The sequence below is a fragment of the Bacteroides parvus genome, assembly GCF_017309675.2.
GTDB classification, from domain to species: domain Bacteria; phylum Bacteroidota; class Bacteroidia; order Bacteroidales; family Bacteroidaceae; genus Bacteroides; species Bacteroides uniformis.
Genome location: NZ_CP084680.1, coordinates 2,321,508 through 2,345,186, shown reverse-complemented (window position 1 = coordinate 2,345,186; position 23,679 = coordinate 2,321,508). Strand labels below are relative to the sequence as shown.

Sequence of the window (23,679 nt, the reverse complement as noted above, 5' to 3'; positions counted from 1 at the left end):
ATATACCAAATGTCATGAGAGAATTTATCATTGCAGACAATCAAGATATCACCAAAGCAGGCATGATGTTCCTATTGGGCAGACAGAAAGACACCTCCCTGCTGCTGGAAGCCGACAACAAGGCAGAACTGATACAGCAACTACGCCTGCATCCCACCGCCGTTGTCATTCTGGACTATACCCTTTTTGATTTTTCGGGAGCCGAAGAGCTAATGGTACTTCACGAACGCTTCAAGGAAGCCGATTGGTTACTCTTTTCCGACGAATTGAGCCTACCGTTCCTGCGCCAGGTATTGTTCAGCAGCATGGCATTCGGCGTAGTGCTGAAGGATAATTCCAAAGAAGAGATACTGACCGCACTACAATGCGCTTCACGCAAAGAACGATTCATCTGTAATCACGTCAGCAACCTGCTACTTGCGGGCAACGGTTCCTCCTCCCCCACCCATCCTGCCATCAAAGACGATTTACTGACTACTGCCGAACGGAGCATCCTGAAAGAGATAGCCCTGGGGAAAACAACCAAAGAAATAGCCGCCGAAAGAAACCTCAGCTTCCATACGGTAAACAGCCACAGAAAGAATATCTTCCGGAAACTGGGTGTAAACAATGCGCACGAGGCTACCAAATATGCCATGAAGGCAGGCATCGTGGACTTGGTGGAATATTATATATAAATCTCCCCACTCCCGATACACAACCGGGCGGCGGCATCATACACCACTCCGAACTGGCCCGGAGCAATGCCTTGCAGCTTCTCTTCCGATATTATGCAGTAGCCCCCCGCCTTCTTTTGCAGCCTGCCTTTGACGAACTCCGGCGTATGGCGTATCTTGAAAGTCACCTCCACCCCTCTCTCTGCTTCCTTCCAGGGGTTATCCGTGATGAAATGGAAATCGTGCATATGAAATTCATTGCCGTATTGCAACGCCGTATGGTATCCTCGTGATACATAAATCACATTCCCTTCAATATCCTTGCGAACAACAAACCACGGTCCTCCACTCAATCCCAATCCTTTGCGCTGGCCGATGGTATGAAACCAATAGCCCCGATGCCTGCCCAACTTCCTGCCCGTTTCCAACTCCACAATATCCCCTTCCCTTTCGCCAAGAAAACGACGTACAAAATCATTATAATCAATCTTCCCCAAAAAGCATATACCCTGACTGTCACGACGTTTGGCACTGGGCAATCCGGCACGCAGGGCTATGTCACGAACCTCATGCTTCATCAGCCCGCCCAATGGAAACATCAGTTTGGAAATTTGCAGATAATCTATTTGTGCCAGAAAGTCGGTCTGGTCTTTCACGGAATCGGCGGCGGTACCGAGCCATGTCCTTCCATCCTTCAACACCGTAGTGGCATAGTGCCCAGTTGCCGTAAAATCAAACCCCTTTCCCACACGTTGCTCAAAGCATCCGAACTTTATCAGCTTGTTGCACATCACATCCGGATTGGGAGTCAAGCCACGTTTTATTTTATCAATGGCATAAGCCACCACCCGGTCCCAATACTCCCGGTGCAGGTCCACTACTTCCAATGACAATCCATAGCGACGGGCAATGGCAGAAGCCATCTCCATATCCTCTTCCGCAGAGCAGTCCATATAATCGGCATCATCCCTCCCTATCTTGATGTAAAAAAGAGAAGGACGATAACCTTGTTCACAAAGGAGATGCACGACAACGGAACTATCCACACCTCCCGACAGTAATACGGCAATATTCATTTAATGTTATCCTTTTAAATTCTGTCAAACGCCTGAGACAAGTCCTCCAGCAAATCATCGATATGTTCTGTCCCGATGGAGAGACGGACCGTACCTGGTTTGATGCCTTGTTCCTCCAATTCCCGTGCACTTAATTGGGAGTGGGTAGTGGTGGCAGGATGAATAACCAGAGATTTCACATCAGCCACATTGGCAAGTAACGAAAATATCTGCAAACTGTCAATAAACGTCTGCGCTTCCTTCACACCGCCCCGCACCTCAAACGTAAAAATAGAACCACCTCCGTTCGGGAAATATTTCCCGTAAAGTGCATGGTCAGGATGCTCGGGCAGAGACGGGTGATTCACGGCAGCCACTTTGGGATGCTTCTGCAGAAATTCAACCACTTTCAAGGCATTCTCCACATGACGTTCCACACGAAGTGACAACGTCTCAAGCCCTTGCAACAGAATAAAAGCATTGAAAGGACTGATTGCAGCACCGGTATCACGCAACAATACGGCACGGATACGGATGGCATAGGCAGCAGGACTGGCAGCGTCGACAAAACGTACTCCATGATAACTCGGGTCCGGTTCCGTCAGTTGGGGAAACTTCCCCGAAGCCACCCAGTCGAACTTGCCGCTATCTACAATAATCCCCCCCAAGGACGTACCATGCCCTCCGATAAACTTCGTTGCCGAATGGACTACAATGTCTGCCCCATGCTCTATAGGACGAATCAGGTAAGGAGTACCGAAGGTATTATCTATAATCAGAGGAATCCGATGACGGTGTGCTATTTCAGCAACGGCATCGATGTCAATGATGTTGCAATTCGGATTGCCCAGCGTTTCAATGAATACCGCCTTGGTATTCTCCTGAATCGCTTTCTCGAAATTGTCAGGATGGTCCGGGTCTACAAAAGTAGTGGTAACCCCATAGGCAGGCAATGTGTGGGCCAGCAGATTATACGTTCCGCCGTAGATGGTCTTAGCCGCCACGATATGGTCTCCTGCACGGGTGATATTTTCAAAGGCATAAGTGATGGCTGCCGCACCCGAGGCTACGGCCAATCCGGCAACACCGCCTTCCAGAGCAGCCACACGTTTCTCAAACACATCCTGTGTGGAATTCGTCAACCGCCCGTAAATATTCCCCGGGTCCTGCAGGCCAAAGCGGGCTGCCGCATGGGCCGAATTATGGAATACATACGAAGTTGTCTGATAGATAGGTACGGCGCGGGCATCAGTGGCCGGGTCAGGTTGTTCTTGTCCAACGTGAAGTTGTAGAGTCTCAAAGTGCAATTTCTTTGTTTCCATTGTCGTTCGTATTTTAGGTAAATAAATCGTTTTTCATTCGGATGTTGCAAAGATAGAGCGATAAGCCGGGGCAGACAATGACACAGGTTAGGGAATTTTATACCACAATTGTGGTAGATAAGCAAGCTATTTTCTATCTTTAGATAAGATAAGCTGCATTTCGGCAAAACTTTTTCATGCAAGCATGAAAGTTCTGCACTCAATTTGCACTATCTTTGCCCCCATGAAAGCAAAAAATATACTGATACTCATATTGGGAACCCTGATTCTTCCCATTTATCTGACTTCCTGCGGAGTGGACCGCTGGAAAGAGTATGCCGGACAGACCCAGACAGACCGCTGGATTGACGACACCATGCGTGTGTGGTACTATTGGGTAGACGCTATCCCCCATACCAACGACCTGAACTATTTCCAAGCCCCTTTCACTTTCTTTGCCTCGCTCAAATCCGAAGAGGACAAATTCTCCACCATCGACAGTCTGGTCAGCGTCACCACTACCCGCAGCATCCCCTATACGGATTACAGCTACGGATTCCAGTTCACTACCAATCAGATAGAAGTAGAAGGAGAAGATAATGCCATTGTTGCACAGATTCTTTACGTTGCCGACGGAAGCCCGGCCTCAGAAATCGGGCTGAAACGGGGTGACTGGATTATGAAGATGGACGGGAACTTTATTACCGAACAGAATTATAAGAAACTGTATGGAAGTAGTGCCATGGAGCTGACAGTAGGTTATTACGACGTGGAGAAAAATGCCATTGTTGCTTACGACAAACCCAGGCAGATAGCATCGGCGCGTCCCGTCAACGACAACCCGGTGCACTATAAGAATGTATATACATCAGGCAGCAAGAAAATAGGTTATCTGGTCTACAACCACTTCAGTTCCGGCCCCACGGACAACAGCAATGAATATGACAACGACCTGCGCAGCGCATTCCAATATTTCGCATCACAGCAAGTCAACGAATTCATCCTTGACTTACGCTACAACAACGGCGGATTACTGAGTTGCGCAGAATTGCTGTGTACCATGCTTGCACCTTCCTCCGCCTTGGGACAAGAGTTGGGGTACCTGGAATTCAACAACCGCTTCAATCCGCAGATAGTACCGTTCACCCTGAACTCCGGACTCATCGGAAACGGAGCAAACCTAAACCTGAATACTCTCTACGTACTTACCAGCAGCCAGACTGCCTCCGCCTCCGAAATGGTGATTAACTGCCTCGACCCGTATATGGATGTTGTCATCATCGGCGGTACTACCGTAGGCAAGAATGTAGGTTCCAGGAATTTCTCCAGCCCCGAACTGATGATAACGATGAATCCCATCGTCTGCAAGATATACAATTCGGAAGGGAAATCTGATTATGAATCCGGATTCCAACCGGCCTACTCGGGATATGTAGTGAATGAGATGAGCGACATGTCACGTTTCCTGCCCTTTGGAGATACCAACGAAGCCTTATTGAGCACTGCACTCGGCGCCATCGACGGAAGCATACAACCGCCCGCACAAGAAGATACCCGTTCTTTAAGAGTGACCACTCTCGCAAACTCCATTGAACGTCGGGCAAGCCATGCCGTACGTATCAAATAAAAAGACAAATAGGATGAAACTAAACAGAAGAGTTACAATCATCACCCGATTTTCGGGAATCATGCTCAGCCTGCTGTTGCTCGGCGGACTGGCAGCTTGCAGCGATGATAACAATGGCAGTGATACGCCAGAACCGGAGCCGTCAACCTACCCCACCACTCCTTTCTCCAAAATCGAACTCAAAGAAGTGATAGAGAGCGATGCGCAACCGGTTACTGCCACCCACACCTACCTTTACAACAGTGCAGGCAGGCTGACCGGCTACACCGGCAAACAGAGCTTTACGGCAGGAGACGAACTCTTCGAGATAGAGAATACCACTACCGTCGAATACAAGGACCATCAAGCCGTGATAACCGACGAAGCAGGTACAGTATCAACCTACACGCTGAATGACAAAGGTTATGCCACCACTTGTACCAGTCAGGATATGGCAGGAAATACCCGTACTTACACCTTCTCCTACCTCATCAACACCGAAGACAAATACTATCTGGAAAACATCACAGAAAGGCTGGACAACGGAAAAGAATACTCATCCATTACAATAGACTACAACAACTTCCGGGCATTACGCATACAGCAAAAGGTAGATGCTTTTGAGCACAACAGTACGGCTACCACACCCTCAGGCGATGAAATTGCAAATATCTCCGAAATACCAAGCCTATTCATTACGGACATGTATCCGCTTTCCATGCATGCGGTTGCCATATACGGGAAGATATTGGGAGAACCTGCAAACTACCTGATTACCCAACTCATCCCGGACAGCAACGGAGAAAGTGAAGAGACCACCACCTATACTTATACGTTGGATAACCGGGGTATCGTCACTTCCTGCCATGCAGTCGTCAGGCATATAAGGAACGGCTACGAGCAGGACTACACACGCGCCGTGAACTATACCATCGAATAACAAGTTACTTACTTCTTAAAGAACTTGTCGAAGAAAAGGACGTGATAGTCTATGGAGTTGTTCCAATACGTTCCGGTATGTCCACCGGGACGGGTGATAAAGTCATGGTCTATCTTCCTTGCCAGCAGCCGGTTGTGCAGGTCCTTGTTCACTTCAAGAAAGAAATCGGCCTCACCGCAGTCGATGATTAGCGCCAAGTCTCCATTTACAATCTTATCCAACTGGTTGACCACCGTATGTGCATCCCAAGATGCCTTGTTGGCAGCAAACTCTCCCAACTGCTTGCTCATTTCCCAATTCTGGGGGAACGGCCGTATATCCACTCCTCCACTCATACTGCCCGCCGCACCGAACACATCCTTATGGCGGATAGCACTCCACAAAGCACCGTGACCGCCCATACTCAATCCACTGATGGCACGCGCCTTTCTATCGGGAATGGTAGCATAGTTCCCGTCTGTATACTTCACCAATTCCGAGGTGACAAAAGTCTCATAACGGTAGGCAGGATTCTCCGGACTGTCCCAATACCAACTGTTCTTGCCGTCCGGACATACAAATATGATTCCTTTCTCATCCGCCATCTGCGGCAATTCCGGCTTCAGCTGCATCCAGCTCCGCGCATTGCCGCCATAACCGTGCAACAGATAAACCACCGGACAAGCCTGCTTGCCGATAGCCTTATCAGGCAATACATACACAACTTTTACATCCTTATTCATGGCTACACTTCTCACCAGCACCGTGTCTACACGTGCCGCCTGCAACATCACGGCAGACAGACACCACAAAAGCCCCAAGGCAGTAATTCTTTTTTTCATCTATTTATTGTTTATTTTTTCTAACGGATGGCAATATTAACAATAAATACTGAAAAATCATTATCTTTGCCTCACAAACTATTCAAAATCCACTATGGAATTTATTATCATTCTACTTTTACTTATCCTGAACGGTATTTTTGCCATGTATGAAATCGCCTTAGTCTCCTCAAGTAAAGCACGCCTTGAAACTCTTGTCGGAAAAGGGAACAAAAGAGCCAAAGGAGTATTGAAACAACTGGAAGAACCCGAAAAGTTCCTCTCCACCATCCAAATCGGTATTACTCTTATCGGTATCGTATCCGGTGCCTATGGCGGTGCCACCATCGCTGATGACGTAGAACCGCTGTTCGCCATCATTCCGGGAGCAGCCGCCTATGCCAAGACTCTTGCCATGATTACCGTAGTAGCCATCATCACCTATCTGTCACTCATCATAGGTGAACTGGTACCCAAATCCATCGCCTTGAATAACCCAGAACGATGGGCCACCATGCTCAGCCCTTTCATGATTGTGCTGACCAAGATCTCCTATCCGTTTGTATGCCTGCTGAGCGCTTCCACCAAACTGATGAACAAACTCATCGGACTGAACAGCGGCGAGGAACGCCAAATGACACAAGACGAACTGAAGATGATCCTCCACCAAAGCTCGGAACAAGGCGTCATCGACAAAGACGAGACAGAAATGTTGCGTGACGTGTTCCGCTTCTCGGACAAAAGAGCGAATGACCTGATGACCTATCGCCGCGACATCGTTGTGCTCCACCCCACAGACACACCGGAAGAGGTGCTGCGTATCATCCATGAAGAACACTTCAGCAAATATCTTCTGGTGGAACGGGGGAAAGATGAGATTATCGGCGTGGTTTCCGTAAAGGACATCATCTTGATGATGGGCGGCGACCCCCCCTTCAACTTACGCAATATTGCCCGCCCTGCCCTATTTATTCCGGAAAGTTTGTATGCAAAGAAAGTTTTAGAGCTGTTTAAGAAGAACAAAAACAAGTTCGGAGTTGTTGTAGACGAGTATGGAAATACAGAAGGGATTATCACCCTGCACGATTTGACGGAAAGTATCTTCGGAGACATCCTCGAAGAGAATGAAACGGAAGAAGAGGAAATCGTTGTCCGTCAAGACGGTTCCATGCTGGTGGAGGCTTCCATGAATCTGGATGACTTTATGGAGGCAATGGACATTATGAACTATGATGACCTGAAAGAAGAAGACTTCACCACCTTGAGCGGTCTTGCCATGTTCTTGATAGGACGGGTGCCGAAAGCCGGAGACTTGTTCAGCTACAAAAACCTGGACTTCGAAGTAGTGGATATGGACCGCGGACGAGTGGACAAACTGCTTGTCATCAAGAAAGAAGAAGATGAATAACGAACGCTATTGCGTCTTTATAATTAATTTAAACCATTAAAGCAATGAAAAAAGTAATGATGATTGCAGCCTTTGCCGCTGCATTGGTATCCTGCCAATCAAAAGGAACCCAGAACAATGATGCTGTTGCCGTGGACGAAGGGGTAATGGCTGTTGCCGGCAATGACTCGTCTGCCGTAGCCGTATACGAGGGAATTCTTCCTGCTGCCGACGGTCCGGGCATCCAGTATGTATTGAGCGTGGACAGCGTAGGTCCTGATGGAGAAAGCGGTTATACGTTGGTAACAACTTATTTGGATGCCGAAGGCCCCGGAAAGAACAAAAGCTTTACTTCCAAAGGAAAGAAAGAAGTTATCCAGAAAGACGTCAATAACAAGAAGAAAACAGCCATTAAACTGACTCCAGACGACGGCGACACTCCGGTGTACTTCGTAGTAGTGAACGACACTACCTTGCGCCTTGTCAACGACAGCCTGCAAGAGGCGGTGAGTGACTTGAATTATGACATCATCCAGGTGAAATAGTCCATCCTTGCTTATAAGAAAGAACGGTATAGCCGGAATTACTGGATTCAGTGGTTCCGGCTACTGTTTTTTCAATGAAGAGGCATTTCAAACAAGAGAACAGAAGGCTATATCAAAAAGTTAGTGTTATCTTTGTAGCTTCATCAAAGTATATATAAACATGAAACATTCTTCCGAAAAACCTTTAGCACCTGCCAACTACTCACGCTGTTTCAACAACCAATGCCCGAAAGCCGACAACTGCCTGCATCGCTTAGCTGCCCTTCGCGATACCCCCGAGTACCCGTCCATCCGCATCATCAATCCACTGTGCATTCCAGAGGATAGCAGTCAATGCGCCTATTTCCAATCGACACAAAAGATACATGTTGCATGGGGAATCAGCCACTTGCTCGATGAAGTTCCCTACAAGAATCTCCAACCTCTGAAAAGCCAGTTGATAGCCCATTTCGGCCGCGGAAAATACTACCGCTTCTACCGGGAAGAATCTTACCTTTCCCCCGAAGACCAGAACTATATCCGCAGAACTTTCCACCAATACAACATTCCGGGAGAACCGGCTTTCGGCTCTTACAGCGAGGAATACAAATGGTAGAAAGGTAATCTTCAGCCCCCTTTTCATGTCATTTTATCACTAAAAATATAGATAACACTTTAGTTCACAACGGTGAACACTTTGTTACAACAGTAAGAAACAAAGTGTTCACATACTATGAAACAAACTGTTCGCACTCAATAAAACAAACTGTTTTCTTTAACGGAACAAACTGTTTCCTACTAATGAAACAAACTGTTCTCCATATTGAAACAAACCGTTCTCCTTAGGGAAACAGACGGATTCCCTTTTGAAGCCCTACAAGGGGAATAATTATCGCCTGCGAAAATATAGGAGGAAATACAGCGACATAGTGCGATACCTATTCTCTGCAAAACGGGTGAACGTGTTCGGGAGGATATTGCAGCAACACGGGATGAGGTAAAGGAAAGAGAGGGGGAGATGGTATATTGTGTAGTAAAAGTAGAGAGGTAGAAAAGACGGAAAGGATTACAGTTGAAATAAATTCTTTTTCTTAACTTTGTGAAATAGAAACATCGAATATGACGATGAAGAAAATAAAAATATGAAAACAGCACTATCTATAAATCAACCGTTCAAGGATTGGGTAAACCACCTAAAACAAGACATTCGTAGTGCACAGATTAAAGCGGCTGTACGCGTGAACAGCGAACTGCTTCACCTTTACTGGCAACTGGGGGCAGAAATTATAGAACGGCAGAAAGAAATGACTTGGGGAAGCGGATTTCTCGAAGAGTTGAGTCGTGAGCTGATGGCAGAATTTCCTGATATGAAAGGGTTCTCATATAGAAACATACGCAGTATAAAGCAGTGGTATCTATTTTATAATGAGCCATATACAATTTGGCAACAAGTTGTTTCCAAATTAGGTGAAGAGAAATTTTTCTCCATTCCTTGGGGGCATCATCTCTATATCATCTCCCAATGCAAGGAAGTGGATAAGGCTCTATTCTATCTGAATGAAACTGTAGAAAACGGCTGGAGTCGTGCCGTTTTGCTCAACTTTCTTGATACCAATCTCTATGAGCGGCAAGGCAAAGCGGTAAACAATTTCAGTCGTCTGCTACCAAAACCGCAAAGTGACCTAGCTCTACAGACACTCAAAGACCCCTATAACTTCGATTTCCTGACCATTACCAAAGATTTTCAAGAATTAGAGTTAGAAAAGGTTTTGACACAAAATATCACTCGTTTTCTGCTTGAATTGGGTAAAGGATTTGCATTCGTAGGACGTCAAATGCCTTTGGAAGTAGGCGATGAAACAATCTATCCCGACTTGCTTTTCTACCACTTGGAACTGCGTTGTTATTGCGTAATCGAGCTAAAAGTGCAGAAGTTCAAACCTGAATTTATAGGTCAACTCGGTACTTATATCAGTGCCGTAAACCATCTAAAATGTAAACCTGGCGATAACCCCACCATCGGCTTGCTTATCTGCAAGACAAAAAACCAAGTAATGGCGCAATATGCACTGGAATCAACAAATCAGCCTATCGGCATATCAGAGTATGAGCTGTCTAAGCTGATTCCCGAAGATATTAAAAGTCAACTGCCTTCGATTGAGGAAATAGAGGAACAAGTAAAGAGAATTCAAGGAAAAAAGAAGGAAGAGAGATGAAGGTTATCTTGTATCAATATAGTGAACTTATTCGGAGAAAAGATAAGTCTATTGGTGAAGCATGTGAATATACCACATGACTCAATAGAGTAAAAAAAAATCAAAAACAACTGAATATGTTAGACAACAATAAAATACAGTACATTGGAAAGATTGAGAACTCTAATAATGTAGTTATTATCAATGGAAATCTAACAATTGATGGGCAAATCTCTAAAGACCTCCAGACCTCTTGCCTCGAAATCCTACGGACAGACTTTGATAAATACACTACCACAGCCATAGAACAAGCTAAACAAGAAATTGAAGAGTGTATAAAAAGTATTCTTGAAAAGCTAGCAAAAGAACAACAAAAACACCTGACTGAAAGGTTCCAGTCTTTATCTATGCAAGCCTTTTTACATGATACCCTAATTGAATATATTTCCACAGAAGATAAAAGAGCAAAAGAGTTTATTATAGACGTTTTAATTGACAGACTAAATTTTCAAAACATATCAACAGAAAAAGCCATATTAAACGAAGCGATAAAACTTATACCTAACCTAAATGCATCAACATCTGCTTTGATTACCTTCATGATGCTTAGACAGCAGATGGTCAATCCTTCTATTTCATTTATGCTGGAACTGTTTTTCAAACAACTCTCCCCCATTGTTGACATAGCTTACAATATTAAGACCATTGATATCGAGTATATAATTCAAAGAAATGCTACCATGAATATTTCTGGTTTTTATCCGATAGATACTTTTGAGAATCATTTACTGAAACAATATGATTTATTCTTCAGGCAAAAAATAGACAGACGTTTTTTAGAGGACTTCAAATCAATTCATCCCGAAATTATGAATGCAGTAAACGATATGGGAAGTTGTATGTTTTGTACGTCTCACGAAGAAGACACACTTTCTTTTACAGAGGTAAACAGTGATCTTTTCTATAAAAAATTAAAAGTTAGAGAACAAGAATATCTTATTCCTTTGATTGAAGAGTTTAAAAAGGAAATGCCACCGTTTACAGCCACAGAAGTCAGAAACTATTTTTGTAATTTAAATAAGAACTGGGAGCAAGTATTCAATCTACTAAATAGTTCTACATTAACAAGATTAAGTTTAAGTATCTTAGGATTATATATTGGAACAAAAATCATAGGGAAACTCACTCATTCATCACCGTTATCCATATCTAACTTTAATAAATACATACAAATATGAGCAATCCAGTAGAATTCATACAAAATAATAAAGAGTGGTTAGTTCCCATCATTATAGCCATTTTGACAGCTCTAATTACAGAAATATGTAACTTATTTCGTAAAAGTGGGAAAAGCCACAAACAAAAAGTAGGAAAAATCAGTAAAAGCCATCATATAACTCTCATTAATGGAGAGGTGAATCACCACATTGAAAAAAATAATATGACAAAAGGAAAGAAAACATAATGCTACCCCTATAGCCTTTTCAATACTTTCTCTACCTTTGTAACATTAAACCAAATAAAGTCAAAATGACATGAAGAAACAGATTGCTATACTGACCACCTCCCTGCTCATATTGAATGGATGCGGTTACGTACCCGCCATCGGACAATACCTAAAACAGAACGGACTGGCAGTAGTCATCGGGTACGAAGTGACACACGCCGTAGTTAAACAATAAAACCGGAAACATATATGGCCGATAATTATCTTGAAAATCAGTACGAGCAATACCAGGCACGCAAAGCAGCTTGGGAGAAAGCGAAAAAATCCGGCAAGGTACAAACGCTACATAAGCCGACACTTCCCCTCAAAAAAGGCGGAAAGAAAGTTTTCGTTACCGGAGGTGCCGGGGGTATTGGCAAAGCCATTGTAGAAGCCTTCTGCAAGCTTAATTACCAAGTAGCCTTTTGTGACAAGAATGAAATGAAAGGGCAGCAAACCGCCCAAGCCACCGGAGCACAATTCTATCCCGTCGACCTAAACAGCAAAGAAGCATTGGAACTGTGCTTGCAAAATATTTTCAAGGAATGGGGGGATATTGACATCATTATAAACAATGCCGGCATTAGTGAATTCTCTCCCATCACAGAAACGAGTGTGGAGACGTTCGATAAAATATTGTCTGTGAATTTACGTCCGGTGTTCATTACTTCACATGCGTTGGCAGTACACCGCAAAAGTCAAAACAGCACGAATACCTACGGAAGAATCATTAATCTCTGTTCTACCCGCTATCTGATGAGTGAACCGGGCAGTGAAGGATATGCAGCTTCCAAAGGAGGTATCTATTCATTGACGCATGCGTTGGCTTTATCGCTTGCAGAGTGGCACATCACGGTCAACTCCATCTCTCCGGGCTGGATTCAGACACACGATTATGAACAATTACGAGCAGAAGACCATTCGCAACACCCCTCCGGACGGGTTGGCAAACCGGAAGATATTGCCCGTATGTGCGTATTCCTATGCCAAGACGAAAACGACTTCATCAATGGCGAAAACATAACCATTGACGGAGGCATGACCAAAAAGATGATTTACTGGGAATAGCCCTTTTATAAAACAATCTGCCCAACATAATAATTATAGGATATGAACATGAAAAAGTCTTTTATAGGAATCCTGGCAGCAACCATCATCCTCAGCGGATGCGGCACAAGCCAGATGGCTGCAGGCGACCCTAACGCAGTGCTTGCAGGAGCTGCCATCGGAAGCAATGTAGGCGGTGCCATCGGCGGGCTGATAGGTGACAGTAACGGAGGCTGGCGAGGAGGATACCGGGGTTCTGCCATCGGCACCATCATAGGGACCATTGCGGGAGCTGCCATTGCCAATGCAGCCACAGCCCCCCAAAAGCAGGAGGAGTACAGCTACCGGATAGAAAGGACACAGCCCTATCCCCCGCAATCCGGAAGACAGCCGCAAGCATCGGCCATCGACCACTTGAGGATACGGAATATACGTTTCATTGACAACAGCCGCGACCACGTCATCAATTCGGGCGAAAACTGTAAAGTGATTTTTGAAATCATGAATGAAGGAAACAAAACAGCCTACAATGTAGTGCCGGTGGTGGCGGAAACCACGGGCATGAAGCGCATTTACATATCACCGTCGGTCATGATAGAGCAAATAACTCCGCACAACGGTGTGAAATACACCGCCAACATCAGTGCCGGAGAACGGATAAAGACGGGTAACGTCACCATACGCATAGCCATAGCCGACGAGTATGGGGACGAATATGACTGGCAGGAGTTTTCGTTGCCCACACAACGGTAGAACAATGTCTTAACAGTAGTTTTTAAAAAGAAATGGAACAACAGCAATCTTCTTTCAAAGAAAAAGAACGCATAGAATTACGGGAACCCCGACGCTTCAAAGTCACCATCTACAATGATGACTTCACCACCATGGAGTTTGTGGTAAAGGTACTCACCACCGTCTTTTACAAATCATCGGCAGAAGCGGAAACACTGATGCTGCAGGTGCACAAGAGCAACTCCGCGGTAGTGGGCATCTACTCATACGACATCGCCCACTCCAAAGTACAGAAAGCCACCCGCATGGCACGCAATGAAGGTTTCCCCCTCCGGCTCACCGTCACCCCGGAGGAAGAAGAATAAGAAAGAAACAATATGGATATAAAAAATACGATATTCGTAAACCAAGCATTCGCTTCCGCACAAAGAAAAGCCGAGTCTTACCGGCACGAGTTCATCATGCCCGAACATCTGCTGAGCGCCATTCTGGAACAGGAACCCTTTATCAACACCCTGCAAGATACCTTCTACAATTATGTGGAGCTCAGCATCTCACTGGAAAACTATCTGACGGAAGAAGTGGAAACTATCCCCGACAATGTGGAATACGAGTTGGGACTTTCCGTCCAGCTCAGTTCACTCCTGCAACATGCCTATATGGTGACAGAGTATTCCAGCGCCGAAGAGCTGGGTGTTCCCCATCTGATACAAGGCTTGCTGCAACTGGAAGATTCCTGGGCATGCCATTTCCTAAAGGAAGCAGTCGGCGGCGACCTGTCCGAATTCCTCAGTCTGCTCATTACCCACTACGAAGAAGCGGAGCTGGCAGAAGAAGCAGGCGATACGCCATCTCCCGATGAACAAGAGAAAACAGAAGCGTGGCGTAACTACGTGACCTGCCTCAACGACCATCTGGCAGGCCACAACCCGCTTATCGGCAGGGAGATGGAGTTGGAGCGAACCATACAAGTGCTCTGCCGCAAAGAAAAGAACAACCCGTTGCATGTGGGCGAACCCGGTGTAGGCAAAACAGCCCTTGCCTATGGGCTTGCCGCCCGTATCGAAGCGGGCAACGTCCCCGAACGGCTTGCCGGCTTCCGCATTTATGAGCTGGACTTGGGCAGTCTACTGGCAGGCACACAATATCGCGGCGATTTCGAGAAGCGGCTGAAAAGTATCATGGAAGGTATCGGACGTGAAGGACACGCCATCATCTACATTGACGAGATACACAACCTGATAGGCGCTGGACGCACGGGTGAAGGCTCCATGGATGCCTCCAACATGCTGAAACCCTATCTGGAAACCGGGGCAATACGTTTCATCGGTTCCACCACCTACGACGAGTACAACCGCTACTTCGCACGCAGCAAGGGACTGGTACGCCGCTTCCAGCAGATAGACATACTGGAACCGAGCATTGAAGAAGCCATACATATCGTAGAAGGCCTGAAAGAGAAATACGAAACCTACCACGGCGTCACCTACGAGCCCGACGTCATCCCCTACGCCGTAAAGGCAAGCGCCCGCTACATCAGCGACCGTTTCCTGCCCGACAAAGCCATCGACCTGGTGGACGAAGCAGGAGCTTACCGGGAAATACATCCCACAGACTCCGGAGAACAGACCGTGGACAAGGCACTGATAACCGACATACTGGCACGTACCTGCAAGGTCAATGCCCTCGCCATGAAAGAGGACGACACCGTCGCCTTGGAAAGCCTGCACGAACGCATCAGTTCCCACATCTACGGGCAGGAAGAAGCCGTCCGTCAGGTGGTGGAAGCTGTGCAAATGTCCAAAGCCGGGCTACTGGACGAAAACAAACCGATGGCAAGCCTGCTCTTTGTAGGTCCCACCGGAGTAGGAAAGACCGAGGTTGCCAAAGTGCTCGCCGCCGAGCTGGGCATCGCCCTGCAACGTTTCGACATGAGCGAATATACCGAAAAGCATACCGTAGCCAAACTGATTGGCTCGCCTGCCGGCTATGTGGGTTACGAGGACGGCGGCCTGCTGACCGACGCCATACGCAAGACTCCAAACTGCGTGTTGCTGCTCGACGAAATAGAAAAAGCGTATCCCGACGTATTCAACATCCTGCTGCAAGTAATGGACTATGCCGTACTGACCGACAACAAAGGGCGGAAAGCCGACTGCCGACACGTGGTCCTCATCATGACCTCCAATGCCGGAGCACAATATGCCCGCCAAGCGTCCATCGGCTTCAACAGTCAGGTCACCGCCGGAGAAGCCATGCTGAAACAAGTCAAAAAAACCTTTAAGCCCGAATTCATCAACCGCCTCTCTGCCACGGTGGTCTTCCACGACATGGACCGCCCGATGGCATCACTTATCCTTGACAAGAAACTCGGAGAACTGGGCAGCAAACTGTCCTCCCGTCAGGTGGAAATGGTATTGAGCCAGGAAGCACACGAATGGCTGCTCCAACGGGGTTTTATCCCCGAATACGGCGCCCGGGAGATGGACCGCGTGATAGCCGCCCACTTGAAACCCTTGCTGATGCGCGAAATTCTGTTCGGTACATTGAAGGCAGGAGGAAAAGTCCGCGTGCAAGTGGAAAATGGAGCATTGAAACTACAACCCGCAACCGAATAACGATATGGTCTTTCAACTGACGGATAAACTTGCTTTCCCCGACCCTCACTACGGCGACCCCGACGGGTTGCTCGCTGTGGGCGGTGACCTATCCATTGACCGCCTCATCCTGGCGTACTCCAACGGCATCTTCCCCTGGTACGCATTTCGGGAAGAACTGATACAATGGTGGTGCCCGATGGACCGTTTCGTCATCTTTCCGGACGAAATCCATATCTCCCACTCCATGCGTACGCTCATCAACAAGGGAAAGTACGAAATCACCTTCAACGAGGCTTTCGAAGACGTCATACAAACCTGCGGAGAATTGCGGATGGAACAGGAAGGAGCCTGGCTCGGAAAGAAGATGATGGAAGCCTACACGCACCTTCACGAGCAAGGTCTCGCTGCCAGCGTAGAAGTATGGGAAGGAGAACAACTGGTCGGCGGACTGTACGGGGTGACCTTAGGACGTTGTTTCTTTGGAGAGAGCATGTTCTCACTCGTCCCCAGCGCCTCGAAGCTGGCCCTCATCCATCTTGCCCAATTCTTCAGGGAACATGGAGGCGTCATGATAGATTGCCAGTTCGAAACTCCTCACCTCAAGACAATGGGAGGCAGGCACATCAGTTACGACGAATATATGACATACATCGAACAAGACTACCGCTTCTAAAAATAATAACGAAAGAAAGATTTGCAGTACAAACGGCCGTTATAAGAGAAAAGTAGTATCTTTGCAACATCATGTTGCACCGTTTTACTACTCCCATAACCGACATTCCGCTTCCGGAAAGGTTCACCTATCCTTTCTGCTATACTCCACACCCGTTATGTATATTGGCAGCCAAAGAAGTACAAAGCTATCTTACCCGGCAAACTGCATGGAAGGACGAATTGCGCCAAGGCAAAATGTTCGGGGTGCTGATTGTACAGACCGAGCATGGAGAAACCGGATATTTAGCCGCATTCTCAGGCATATTGGCCGGAAAGAACCTACACTCCTTTTTTGTTCCTCCCGTATATGACTTGCTACAGCCACAAGGCTTTTTCAAGATAGAAGAAGAAAACATATCTTCCATCAACCGCAACATCCGGCAACTGGAAAATGACAAAGCATATGCTGCCTTATCAGCAGAGCTTGCCCGAACCATCCGGTCGGCAGAAGACATACTGGCAACAGCCAAAGCACAGTTGAAAGAAGCCAAAACAGCCAGAGAACAGCGCAGAAAAGAAAAAGAACTCAATGCGCAGGAAGAAGCCGAACTGATACGGGAAAGCCAGTTCCAAAAGGCGGAATATAAACGTCTGGAACGTTCATGGAAAGCAAGGATTACCACACTACAAACGCAGACAGAAGACTGGGAAAGACGGATTTCAGCATTGAAGTCTGAACGTAAAACCCGCTCTGCAGCATTGCAGCAAAAGCTATTCGAACAGTTCGGGATGCTGAACTACCGGGGAGAAGTCAAGAATCTCTGTGAGATATTCGGGCAGACCGTGCACAAGACACCTCCTGCCGGTGCGGGTGAATGCGCAGCCCCCAAACTGCTGCAACAAGCTTATCTGCACGGATGGAAACCTATTGCCATGGCCGAGTTCTGGTGGGGTGATTCCCCCAAGACAGAGATACGCCATCACGGCCACTATTATCCGGCTTGCAAAGGAAAGTGCGAACCTATACTGCAACACATGCTGCAAGGTCTACAAGTAGAGGAAAACCCCATGTTGAAAAGAATGCAGGTACCCTCCCAAAATTTGGAGATTGTTTATGAGGACCCATGGCTTTCGGTCATCAACAAACCGGCAGGAATGCTGTCTGTTCCCGGCAAGGAAGATGCAGTCTCCGTCTATAGCCTGATGCGCAGGCAATATCCCGAAGCTGACGGTCCCCTGACGGTACATCGTCTCGACATGGGCACTTCCGGTTTAATGCTCATTGCCAAGAGCAAGCGCGTACACCAGAACCTTCAAGCCCAATTCAAGAACCGCCTGGTCAGGAAACGTTATGTCGCACTGCTCGAAGGTATCGTCCCAGAGGACAAAGGTACGGTCGACCTCCCGCTTTGCCTGAATCCACTTGACCGCCCACGGCAAATGGTACACACCGAACACGGGAAGCCCGCCATCACCGATTATCAAGTTCTGGAACGTCTGGACGGAAAGCGGACCCGTATCGCTTTCTATCCGCGCACGGGAAGAACCCATCAGCTACGTATACATGCAGCACACCCGCTTGGCTTGCACTGCCCCATCATCGGTGATGAACTTTACGGGAAGAAAGCAGAACGGCTTTATCTGCATGCCGAGTATTTGGAATTTACCCATCCTATCACGGGAGAAACCCTAAAGATTACCAAAGAAGCCGAATTCTGACCGTCTGCTGATTTATAATCAGCAAAGTAATACAATAAATGATGATCCTATAAACCATAATAATCAGACTCATGAGAATACATCATATCACCATCTGGACCTTCCGACTGGAAGAGATGAAAGAGTTCTACACCTGTTACTTCAACGGGAGCAGCAATGAAAAGTACATCAACCCCCAAAAAGGATTCGAATCTTATTTCCTTCACTTCGATGAAGGAACGGATTTGGAACTGATGAGCCGTACAGACATACAGAATACCCCTATTGAGGAAAACAGACTGGGACTGACCCACTTTGCCTTTGCCTTCGACAGCCAGAAAGCTGTCCTCCGACAGACAGAACGGCTACGCACAGCGGGATATACCATCGCAGGAGAGCCCCGTACCTCCGGCGACGGATATTTTGAAAGTGTCGTCCTCGACCCGGACGGCAACCGTATAGAATGTGTATTCAGGGCATAGTCTCTCAATCAGAGGAGACAAAGCTTCTCAACAGTTTTATCTCCTCTGCCCAAAGCGATTCATCGGGCGTCTCCAAAATAATAGGTATACCGTCAAAACGCACATCTTGCATAAAGCGCCGGAAGAAATCCATACCTATCAGCCCCTTGCCGATGCTGTCGTGACGGTCTACTCTGGAGCCGAGTGCTTTCTTGGAGTCATTCAGGTGTATACCGCGCAGATAGCCGAAACCTACCGCTGTGTCAAACTCCTCAAACACCTTGTCATACTCATTCACTATATCATAGCCTGCTGTATACGTGTGGCAGGTATCAAGGCAAACTCCAACGCGAGACTTGTCATCCACCCGGTCAATGATATGTCCCAGCTGCCAGAACTCGTTTTCCACATTGCTACCCTGCCCGGCTGTGTTCTCTATGACAGCCACCACATCGTGCGTCTTGCCCAATATAAGATTAATGGATTCAGCGACCTTGTCCAGACACTCTTCCACGGAAATCTTATTCAGATGGCTGCCCGGATGAAAATTCAGTAACTTCAGCCCTAATTGTTCGCAGCGCTGCATCTCATCCAGAAAAGCGGCACGGCTTTTCTGTAACCCTTCTTCTTCGGGATGCCCTAAATTTATCAGATAACTGTCGTGAGGCAGGATATAGCGGGAATCGAAGCCAAGCTTCCCGCAATTTTCCTTAAACACCCTGATACTCTCCTCCGTCAGCGGCCTTGCCACCCACTGACGCTGGTTCTTGGTAAACAAGGCAAAAGCATTTGCCCCTATCTCACTGGCATTGACGGGAGCCGCTTCCACTCCCCCACTGGCCGATACATGTGCACCTATAAATTTCATAATCTTATTGTATTTGCTCTTTCATGAATTCCCACTGGCATTTTTTCATGTCCACACACCCATTCTTTCTGAACGTCACGCCCTCTGCCTCCAGCAAAGCCCGCTGTTCCGCCCAGCACGGTGCCAGCCTGCCCTGGCTGTTCACTACCCGATGGCAGGGCAAACACATGCCGTCGGGCACATCGTGCATAGCATGTCCCACCACGCGCGAACATTGAGGTCTTCCGACAAGATAGGCTATCTGTCCGTACGTCACCACCCGCCCCGGAGGGATTGCGGCCACTACATTATAAACCTCCTGCTGAAAAGTGTCTTTGTCCATAAAAGTCTGGTTTGGGAAGGCAAAGATATGATAAATTCAGCAGGTATGCGAACAGACGTTACAAGAAAGTGGCTGCGCCGAGCGGATTGTATGTATAGGTGACATTACGGGCACGGATGATTTCGCCCGTCGGGGTAAACAATATCTGATATTTCGTCTGGAGATTTGCCATCCCTACCTCTACCGCCACGATGGACTGCCATTTGGGAAACTGTACCCAAGTGACATTCTGCACCATCCCTCCGGAATATTCACTGGCGGCAAAAGCATTGTAAACGGCAGGGGGCACTTCGTCCATTGTCTCCCAGTCCGTCTGTTGCATTACCCATTGCGCCTGCCCGTCAAACCAGACTTTCGTATCAAAACCGTTCATCAGGAAATCTGCCACATAATAAGATTCATCATGCGACCAGGCAACATCATCTGCCGTAGGATACATTTTCTTCAGTGCAGCTTGTACATCAGCAGGTGCCCAATCGGCAGAAGCCGAGACTGATACCATCAGCATCAAAACCAGAAAAGAGAATTTCAACTTACTCATAACTTCATCAGATTATCATATTATGAGAAGAACGGCGTATGGCAGATTTTGTTCACCGGCAACTCTCAACCATTCAACAGTTAAAAAGAGATATCCATTGTAATTCAATAGAAAATGACTAACTTCACACCAGAAATTCAGAAATATGATAAGAATACATCCCATATCCGGCAACAAAAAGCAATATCTTGACCTGCTGCTGCTTGCCGACGAACAAGAGTCCATGATTGACCGTTATCTGGAACGGGGAGAGATGTTCATCCTATCCGATAATGATACAGTCAAAGCGTCTTGTGTAATCACCTGCGAGGATAAAGGAATCTACGAAATAAAGAGCATAGCTGTCTATCCGGAATACCAGCGCCAGGGATATGGAAGACAACTGATAGCATTCGTTCTTGAACATTATAAAGACCGGTGCCATACTATGCTTGTCGGCACTGGAGACAGTCCGCTAACCATCCCCTTCTATGAAAGCTGCGGATTTGCATACTCACACCGGGTACCCGATTTCTTTATCGATAATTACGACCACCCCATATTTGAAGGAGGCAAGCAACTGAAAGACATGATTTATCTGAAAAGGACGCTTCAACCAAAATAATATCCTATATTTGCATATCACTTAACTCCACACATTATGGAAGCTAAACTTTGCCAAAGCTGCGGAATGCCCTTGTCATCTGCAGAAGTACTCGGAACCAATGCCGACGGTAGCCTCAACGAGGAATATTGCACCTATTGCTACCAGCACGGCAATTTTGCACAAGACTGCACTATGGACGAAATGATAGAACACTGTGCACAGTTCACCGACGAATTCAACAAGAATTCCGGAATGAATTTCACTAAAGAGGAAGCCATTGCCGGTATGAAAGAATTCTTCCCGACCTTGAAACGCTGGCAGTCCAAACAATAAACATGCCGTCCCGTATCGAGCAGGAAAAACGGACAGTAGAACGGATGGTCCGCCTCTACTGCCGGAAAAAGGAAGGTAACAAGCAATTGTGTCCCCAATGCGAGGAACTGCTGGGGTATGCCCGCACTCGTCTTTCACGCTGTCCTTTCGGTGAGAATAAATCCACCTGCAGGCAATGCAGCATTCACTGCTACAAGCCCAAAATGAAAGAACGGATGCGTGAAGTCATGCGGTATGCCGGACCACGGATGCTGTTATATCATCCCGTAGCGGCACTCTGCCATTTGTGGCAGGAGTATGTCCATCAGTATCTCACCAAACGCTTCGGAGTCCCGCGCCAGGAACAGCACAAACAATAAACCGTATCCAGGTCGTATCCTTCCAATGAAGAGGTGCTGTCTTTAGGCACAATCTCGCCTTTGTCAGAGATATAGACCGGCAGGCGCTCACCTTGTCCATTCATCACAAAAAATGCCCCCACTTTGCATTGAGGGCATACCATCTTACGCATAATCAATTGAAATAATACAAAAATATAGCTACCCCTTCCAGTGCCTTCTTCTTTTCACCTTGTATCTCGATGGCAAACTTTATTTCCGCCTTTGCCACGCCGCGCAGATTCGACAGAGATTGTAAATGGGCAACCAGCCGGATGCTCTGTCCGGACAATACCGCCTGACCGAACTTCATCTTGTCCATACCATAATTAATCATCATCTTCAGGTTGTTCACTTCAATAATCTGATTCCACAGATATGGCAACATGGACAAGGTGAGATACCCATGTGCAATGGTGCTCTTAAAAGGACTTTCCACTTTGGCACGTTCCGTATCGACATGTATCCATTGATGGTCCAATGTCGCATCAGCAAACAGATTGATACGCTCCTGAGGAAGCTCTACATATTCCGAAACACCGATTTGCTGGCCTACCAGCTTTTCAAAATCCTCGTACGAGTTGATAATCACTTTTTCCATTACTCTCTATTTTATTGATAAATTATAAATTCACGCGCTTTATCCACATATCAGCCATTCGTTTATGCCCTGCAGGAGTGGGGTGGATACCGTCCCAAATCCAATAGGTGTCTTGAGAAGCCGGAGCAGTGCCGAGAATTTCATCGAACATCGCATTATAAGGAAGAAATACCGTCTGATAGTCTTTCGCTATCCTCTCTACGATGGCGGCACAGCGACGTACCAGACTGTCACGTTCTGCAAAATCCCCACTCTTGCGCATATTGCCGACATTGGCAACAAAAGGAGCGCCCAGCACTATCTTCAATTCCGGATTGACCTGCAAAGAACGGTCAAGCAAGGAACGGTAACATTTCTCCCATCCTTCAAAATCAAAAGGCTCTTTTTTGTCACCCTGCAGATAGTAATGTACATCGTTTGTCCCCACCAAGACGGAAAGCACATCCGGTTTCATTCCAATGACATCCTCTTCCCAGCGTTTCTCCAAATCCCTGAGAGTGTTTCCACTGATGCCACGATTAAAAAAAGCATATTCCTTTTCCGGGAAATCTCCTTGATAATGACTTGCACACAAATACATATAGCCGCTACCATAAATATGGTTCATATCCCAAAGACTTCGCTCCGCAGTCGGTTTGGGCATCCCACAGGCATTCCCCCAGTTACCGTCCGTGATAGAATCTCCGATAAACAAGACACGCGGGCCGCTTGCATGGAGTAAGAGTGATATGCAGAAAAAAACTATTACAAAGAGTCCAATACGCTTCATGGCATTTTCTTGTTAAGATGTAAAAATTGCAACAAATATACGTCTTATTCCGGCAAGTACAAAAACTCGGGTACCTTTTTCCCATTTCCCCAAAACACATATAACCCTTATTTTTATTTCCGTTCATCACATATTAATTT

At 46.8% G+C, this 23,679-nt stretch carries 29 protein-coding genes; 20 read left to right on the top strand and 9 right to left on the bottom strand.

What is annotated here, in order from left to right:
* The first annotated feature begins 14 nt into the window (after window positions 1-14).
* Window positions 15-677: a response regulator transcription factor gene (locus tag JXR92_RS09380; protein ID WP_117600701.1), complete on the top strand. Its 663-nt coding sequence runs from the start codon at window positions 15-17 to the stop codon at window positions 675-677.
* On the opposite strand, the gene mnmA is transcribed toward JXR92_RS09380, so the two are convergent.
* Window positions 668-1,732 (bottom strand): tRNA 2-thiouridine(34) synthase MnmA, encoded by a 1,065-nt coding sequence (mnmA, locus tag JXR92_RS09375; protein ID WP_117600700.1) that lies wholly within the window; start codon window positions 1,730-1,732, stop codon window positions 668-670. The genes JXR92_RS09380 and mnmA overlap by 10 nt on opposite strands.
* Window positions 1,733-1,746: 14 nt before the next feature.
* Window positions 1,747-3,033, bottom strand: a complete 1,287-nt coding sequence (locus tag JXR92_RS09370) for an O-acetylhomoserine aminocarboxypropyltransferase/cysteine synthase family protein (RefSeq protein WP_117600699.1) — start codon at window positions 3,031-3,033, stop codon at window positions 1,747-1,749.
* A gap of 184 nt (window positions 3,034-3,217) precedes the next feature.
* Here JXR92_RS09370 and JXR92_RS09365 point away from each other — a divergent pair, with 184 nt between their 5' ends.
* Together JXR92_RS09365 and JXR92_RS09360 are read left to right on the top strand one after the other, a co-directional pair.
* Window positions 3,218-4,639 carry a S41 family peptidase gene (locus JXR92_RS09365; protein WP_138344794.1) on the top strand — a complete coding sequence of 474 codons (1,422 nt, stop codon included), beginning with the start codon at window positions 3,218-3,220 and terminating at the stop codon, window positions 4,637-4,639.
* Between the two features lie 13 nt (window positions 4,640-4,652).
* Window positions 4,653-5,558, top strand: a complete 906-nt coding sequence (locus JXR92_RS09360) for a DUF4595 domain-containing protein (RefSeq protein WP_117600759.1) — start codon at window positions 4,653-4,655, stop codon at window positions 5,556-5,558.
* Between the two features lie 8 nt (window positions 5,559-5,566).
* Here the strand turns inward: JXR92_RS09360 and JXR92_RS09355 are convergent, their stop codons facing one another.
* Window positions 5,567-6,379 carry an alpha/beta hydrolase gene (locus JXR92_RS09355; protein WP_117600697.1) on the bottom strand — a complete coding sequence of 271 codons (813 nt, stop codon included), beginning with the start codon at window positions 6,377-6,379 and terminating at the stop codon, window positions 5,567-5,569.
* 94 nt (window positions 6,380-6,473) lie between these two features.
* Between JXR92_RS09355 and JXR92_RS09350 the strand changes: the two genes are divergently transcribed.
* From JXR92_RS09350 to JXR92_RS09285, 14 genes are all read left to right on the top strand, one after another.
* A complete protein-coding gene (locus JXR92_RS09350) occupies window positions 6,474-7,766 on the top strand; it encodes a hemolysin family protein (RefSeq protein WP_138344792.1) in 1,293 nt (430 codons plus the stop codon).
* 44 nt (window positions 7,767-7,810) lie between these two features.
* Window positions 7,811-8,290: a copper resistance protein NlpE N-terminal domain-containing protein gene (locus JXR92_RS09345; protein ID WP_117600695.1), complete on the top strand. Its 480-nt coding sequence runs from the start codon at window positions 7,811-7,813 to the stop codon at window positions 8,288-8,290.
* Window positions 8,291-8,450: 160 nt separating this feature from the next.
* The gene (locus tag JXR92_RS09340) at window positions 8,451-8,885 is read left to right on the top strand and encodes a DUF6078 family protein (protein WP_005835895.1); all 435 of its coding nucleotides are present in this window, start codon (window positions 8,451-8,453) and stop codon (window positions 8,883-8,885) included.
* Window positions 8,886-9,411: 526 nt separating this feature from the next.
* Window positions 9,412-10,485 (top strand): PDDEXK nuclease domain-containing protein, encoded by a 1,074-nt coding sequence (locus JXR92_RS09335; RefSeq protein WP_057089161.1) that lies wholly within the window; start codon window positions 9,412-9,414, stop codon window positions 10,483-10,485.
* Window positions 10,486-10,601: 116 nt separating this feature from the next.
* Window positions 10,602-11,702: an LPO_1073/Vpar_1526 family protein gene (locus JXR92_RS09330; protein ID WP_005826488.1), complete on the top strand. Its 1,101-nt coding sequence runs from the start codon at window positions 10,602-10,604 to the stop codon at window positions 11,700-11,702.
* The gene (locus JXR92_RS09325; protein WP_005826487.1) at window positions 11,699-11,929 is read left to right on the top strand and encodes a hypothetical protein; all 231 of its coding nucleotides are present in this window, start codon (window positions 11,699-11,701) and stop codon (window positions 11,927-11,929) included. Before JXR92_RS09330 ends, JXR92_RS09325 begins: the two co-directional genes overlap by 4 nt.
* Window positions 11,930-11,999: 70 nt before the next feature.
* Entirely contained in the window at window positions 12,000-12,146 is a 147-nt protein-coding gene (locus JXR92_RS09320; protein ID WP_005826486.1) for a hypothetical protein, read from the top strand.
* Between the two features lie 14 nt (window positions 12,147-12,160).
* Window positions 12,161-13,018 (top strand): SDR family NAD(P)-dependent oxidoreductase, encoded by an 858-nt coding sequence (locus JXR92_RS09315; RefSeq protein ID WP_005835885.1) that lies wholly within the window; start codon window positions 12,161-12,163, stop codon window positions 13,016-13,018.
* 42 nt (window positions 13,019-13,060) lie between these two features.
* Window positions 13,061-13,750: a glycine zipper 2TM domain-containing protein gene (locus JXR92_RS09310; protein ID WP_120130300.1), complete on the top strand. Its 690-nt coding sequence runs from the start codon at window positions 13,061-13,063 to the stop codon at window positions 13,748-13,750.
* Window positions 13,751-13,782: 32 nt separating this feature from the next.
* Complete coding sequence (locus tag JXR92_RS09305; RefSeq protein ID WP_005826483.1) at window positions 13,783-14,094, top strand: ATP-dependent Clp protease adaptor ClpS; 312 nt, start codon at window positions 13,783-13,785, stop codon at window positions 14,092-14,094.
* 12 nt (window positions 14,095-14,106) lie between these two features.
* A complete protein-coding gene (locus JXR92_RS09300) occupies window positions 14,107-16,347 on the top strand; it encodes an AAA family ATPase (protein ID WP_117600692.1) in 2,241 nt (746 codons plus the stop codon).
* A gap of 4 nt (window positions 16,348-16,351) precedes the next feature.
* Window positions 16,352-17,002, top strand: coding sequence for a leucyl/phenylalanyl-tRNA--protein transferase (gene aat / locus JXR92_RS09295; protein ID WP_117600691.1), 651 nt, complete (start codon window positions 16,352-16,354; stop codon window positions 17,000-17,002).
* 71 nt (window positions 17,003-17,073) lie between these two features.
* Window positions 17,074-18,702: an RluA family pseudouridine synthase gene (locus JXR92_RS09290; protein WP_165491393.1), complete on the top strand. Its 1,629-nt coding sequence runs from the start codon at window positions 17,074-17,076 to the stop codon at window positions 18,700-18,702.
* 71 nt (window positions 18,703-18,773) lie between these two features.
* The gene (locus JXR92_RS09285) at window positions 18,774-19,163 is read left to right on the top strand and encodes a VOC family protein (RefSeq protein WP_138344790.1); all 390 of its coding nucleotides are present in this window, start codon (window positions 18,774-18,776) and stop codon (window positions 19,161-19,163) included.
* Window positions 19,164-19,167: 4 nt separating this feature from the next.
* Here JXR92_RS09285 and nfo read toward each other — a convergent pair whose 3' ends face one another.
* The 3 genes from nfo to JXR92_RS09270 are packed head-to-tail and all read right to left on the bottom strand — an operon-like array spanning window position 19,168 to window position 20,873.
* Window positions 19,168-20,010, bottom strand: coding sequence for a deoxyribonuclease IV (gene nfo / locus JXR92_RS09280; protein ID WP_138344788.1), 843 nt, complete (start codon window positions 20,008-20,010; stop codon window positions 19,168-19,170).
* 4 nt (window positions 20,011-20,014) lie between these two features.
* Window positions 20,015-20,332, bottom strand: coding sequence for an MGMT family protein (locus JXR92_RS09275; protein ID WP_117600689.1), 318 nt, complete (start codon window positions 20,330-20,332; stop codon window positions 20,015-20,017).
* A 58-nt stretch (window positions 20,333-20,390) separates the two neighbouring features.
* Window positions 20,391-20,873, bottom strand: coding sequence for a PepSY-like domain-containing protein (locus tag JXR92_RS09270; RefSeq protein WP_005835865.1), 483 nt, complete (start codon window positions 20,871-20,873; stop codon window positions 20,391-20,393).
* 145 nt (window positions 20,874-21,018) lie between these two features.
* Between JXR92_RS09270 and JXR92_RS09265 the strand changes: the two genes are divergently transcribed.
* From JXR92_RS09265 to JXR92_RS09255, 3 genes are read left to right on the top strand one after another with little or no spacing between them, the layout of a single operon-like run.
* The gene (locus JXR92_RS09265; RefSeq protein WP_005835863.1) at window positions 21,019-21,477 is read left to right on the top strand and encodes a GNAT family N-acetyltransferase; all 459 of its coding nucleotides are present in this window, start codon (window positions 21,019-21,021) and stop codon (window positions 21,475-21,477) included.
* A 36-nt stretch (window positions 21,478-21,513) separates the two neighbouring features.
* Window positions 21,514-21,792: a zinc ribbon domain-containing protein gene (locus tag JXR92_RS09260; protein ID WP_117600687.1), complete on the top strand. Its 279-nt coding sequence runs from the start codon at window positions 21,514-21,516 to the stop codon at window positions 21,790-21,792.
* 2 nt (window positions 21,793-21,794) lie between these two features.
* On the top strand, window positions 21,795-22,151 hold the full coding sequence (locus tag JXR92_RS09255; RefSeq protein WP_117600686.1) for a nitrous oxide-stimulated promoter family protein: 357 nt from the start codon (window positions 21,795-21,797) through the stop codon (window positions 22,149-22,151).
* Here JXR92_RS09255 and JXR92_RS09250 read toward each other — a convergent pair.
* Genes JXR92_RS09250 through JXR92_RS09240 form a run of 3 tightly spaced genes read right to left on the bottom strand, consistent with a single transcriptional unit; the run spans window position 22,097 to window position 23,539 of the window.
* Window positions 22,097-22,303 (bottom strand): hypothetical protein, encoded by a 207-nt coding sequence (locus JXR92_RS09250; RefSeq protein ID WP_009036627.1) that lies wholly within the window; start codon window positions 22,301-22,303, stop codon window positions 22,097-22,099. The genes JXR92_RS09255 and JXR92_RS09250 overlap by 55 nt on opposite strands.
* A gap of 2 nt (window positions 22,304-22,305) precedes the next feature.
* Window positions 22,306-22,770 (bottom strand): MaoC family dehydratase, encoded by a 465-nt coding sequence (locus tag JXR92_RS09245; RefSeq protein WP_005826461.1) that lies wholly within the window; start codon window positions 22,768-22,770, stop codon window positions 22,306-22,308.
* A gap of 22 nt (window positions 22,771-22,792) precedes the next feature.
* Window positions 22,793-23,539: an SGNH/GDSL hydrolase family protein gene (locus JXR92_RS09240; protein ID WP_117600685.1), complete on the bottom strand. Its 747-nt coding sequence runs from the start codon at window positions 23,537-23,539 to the stop codon at window positions 22,793-22,795.
* Between the last annotated feature and the right edge of the window lie 140 nt (window positions 23,540-23,679).

What these genes read in the sequence shown, in the direction of transcription:
- JXR92_RS09380 (WP_117600701.1), top strand. Translation starts at nt 15, where the DNA reads ATGAGAGAATTTATCATTGCAGACAATCAAGATATCACCAAAGCAGGC.
- mnmA (WP_117600700.1), bottom strand. Translation starts at nt 1,732, where the DNA reads ATGAATATTGCCGTATTACTGTCGGGAGGTGTGGATAGTTCCGTTGTC.
- JXR92_RS09370 (WP_117600699.1), bottom strand. Translation starts at nt 3,033, where the DNA reads ATGGAAACAAAGAAATTGCACTTTGAGACTCTACAACTTCACGTTGGA.
- JXR92_RS09365 (WP_138344794.1), top strand. Translation starts at nt 3,218, where the DNA reads ATGAAAGTTCTGCACTCAATTTGCACTATCTTTGCCCCCATGAAAGCA.
- JXR92_RS09360 (WP_117600759.1), top strand. Translation starts at nt 4,653, where the DNA reads ATGAAACTAAACAGAAGAGTTACAATCATCACCCGATTTTCGGGAATC.
- JXR92_RS09355 (WP_117600697.1), bottom strand. Translation starts at nt 6,379, where the DNA reads ATGAAAAAAAGAATTACTGCCTTGGGGCTTTTGTGGTGTCTGTCTGCC.
- JXR92_RS09350 (WP_138344792.1), top strand. Translation starts at nt 6,474, where the DNA reads ATGGAATTTATTATCATTCTACTTTTACTTATCCTGAACGGTATTTTT.
- JXR92_RS09345 (WP_117600695.1), top strand. Translation starts at nt 7,811, where the DNA reads ATGAAAAAAGTAATGATGATTGCAGCCTTTGCCGCTGCATTGGTATCC.
- JXR92_RS09340 (WP_005835895.1), top strand. Translation starts at nt 8,451, where the DNA reads ATGAAACATTCTTCCGAAAAACCTTTAGCACCTGCCAACTACTCACGC.
- JXR92_RS09335 (WP_057089161.1), top strand. Translation starts at nt 9,412, where the DNA reads ATGAAAACAGCACTATCTATAAATCAACCGTTCAAGGATTGGGTAAAC.
- JXR92_RS09330 (WP_005826488.1), top strand. Translation starts at nt 10,602, where the DNA reads ATGTTAGACAACAATAAAATACAGTACATTGGAAAGATTGAGAACTCT.
- JXR92_RS09325 (WP_005826487.1), top strand. Translation starts at nt 11,699, where the DNA reads ATGAGCAATCCAGTAGAATTCATACAAAATAATAAAGAGTGGTTAGTT.
- JXR92_RS09320 (WP_005826486.1), top strand. Translation starts at nt 12,000, where the DNA reads ATGAAGAAACAGATTGCTATACTGACCACCTCCCTGCTCATATTGAAT.
- JXR92_RS09315 (WP_005835885.1), top strand. Translation starts at nt 12,161, where the DNA reads ATGGCCGATAATTATCTTGAAAATCAGTACGAGCAATACCAGGCACGC.
- JXR92_RS09310 (WP_120130300.1), top strand. Translation starts at nt 13,061, where the DNA reads ATGAACATGAAAAAGTCTTTTATAGGAATCCTGGCAGCAACCATCATC.
- JXR92_RS09305 (WP_005826483.1), top strand. Translation starts at nt 13,783, where the DNA reads ATGGAACAACAGCAATCTTCTTTCAAAGAAAAAGAACGCATAGAATTA.
- JXR92_RS09300 (WP_117600692.1), top strand. Translation starts at nt 14,107, where the DNA reads ATGGATATAAAAAATACGATATTCGTAAACCAAGCATTCGCTTCCGCA.
- aat (WP_117600691.1), top strand. Translation starts at nt 16,352, where the DNA reads ATGGTCTTTCAACTGACGGATAAACTTGCTTTCCCCGACCCTCACTAC.
- JXR92_RS09290 (WP_165491393.1), top strand. Translation starts at nt 17,074, where the DNA reads ATGTTGCACCGTTTTACTACTCCCATAACCGACATTCCGCTTCCGGAA.
- JXR92_RS09285 (WP_138344790.1), top strand. Translation starts at nt 18,774, where the DNA reads ATGAGAATACATCATATCACCATCTGGACCTTCCGACTGGAAGAGATG.
- nfo (WP_138344788.1), bottom strand. Translation starts at nt 20,010, where the DNA reads ATGAAATTTATAGGTGCACATGTATCGGCCAGTGGGGGAGTGGAAGCG.
- JXR92_RS09275 (WP_117600689.1), bottom strand. Translation starts at nt 20,332, where the DNA reads ATGGACAAAGACACTTTTCAGCAGGAGGTTTATAATGTAGTGGCCGCA.
- JXR92_RS09270 (WP_005835865.1), bottom strand. Translation starts at nt 20,873, where the DNA reads ATGAGTAAGTTGAAATTCTCTTTTCTGGTTTTGATGCTGATGGTATCA.
- JXR92_RS09265 (WP_005835863.1), top strand. Translation starts at nt 21,019, where the DNA reads ATGATAAGAATACATCCCATATCCGGCAACAAAAAGCAATATCTTGAC.
- JXR92_RS09260 (WP_117600687.1), top strand. Translation starts at nt 21,514, where the DNA reads ATGGAAGCTAAACTTTGCCAAAGCTGCGGAATGCCCTTGTCATCTGCA.
- JXR92_RS09255 (WP_117600686.1), top strand. Translation starts at nt 21,795, where the DNA reads ATGCCGTCCCGTATCGAGCAGGAAAAACGGACAGTAGAACGGATGGTC.
- JXR92_RS09250 (WP_009036627.1), bottom strand. Translation starts at nt 22,303, where the DNA reads ATGCGTAAGATGGTATGCCCTCAATGCAAAGTGGGGGCATTTTTTGTG.
- JXR92_RS09245 (WP_005826461.1), bottom strand. Translation starts at nt 22,770, where the DNA reads ATGGAAAAAGTGATTATCAACTCGTACGAGGATTTTGAAAAGCTGGTA.
- JXR92_RS09240 (WP_117600685.1), bottom strand. Translation starts at nt 23,539, where the DNA reads ATGAAGCGTATTGGACTCTTTGTAATAGTTTTTTTCTGCATATCACTC.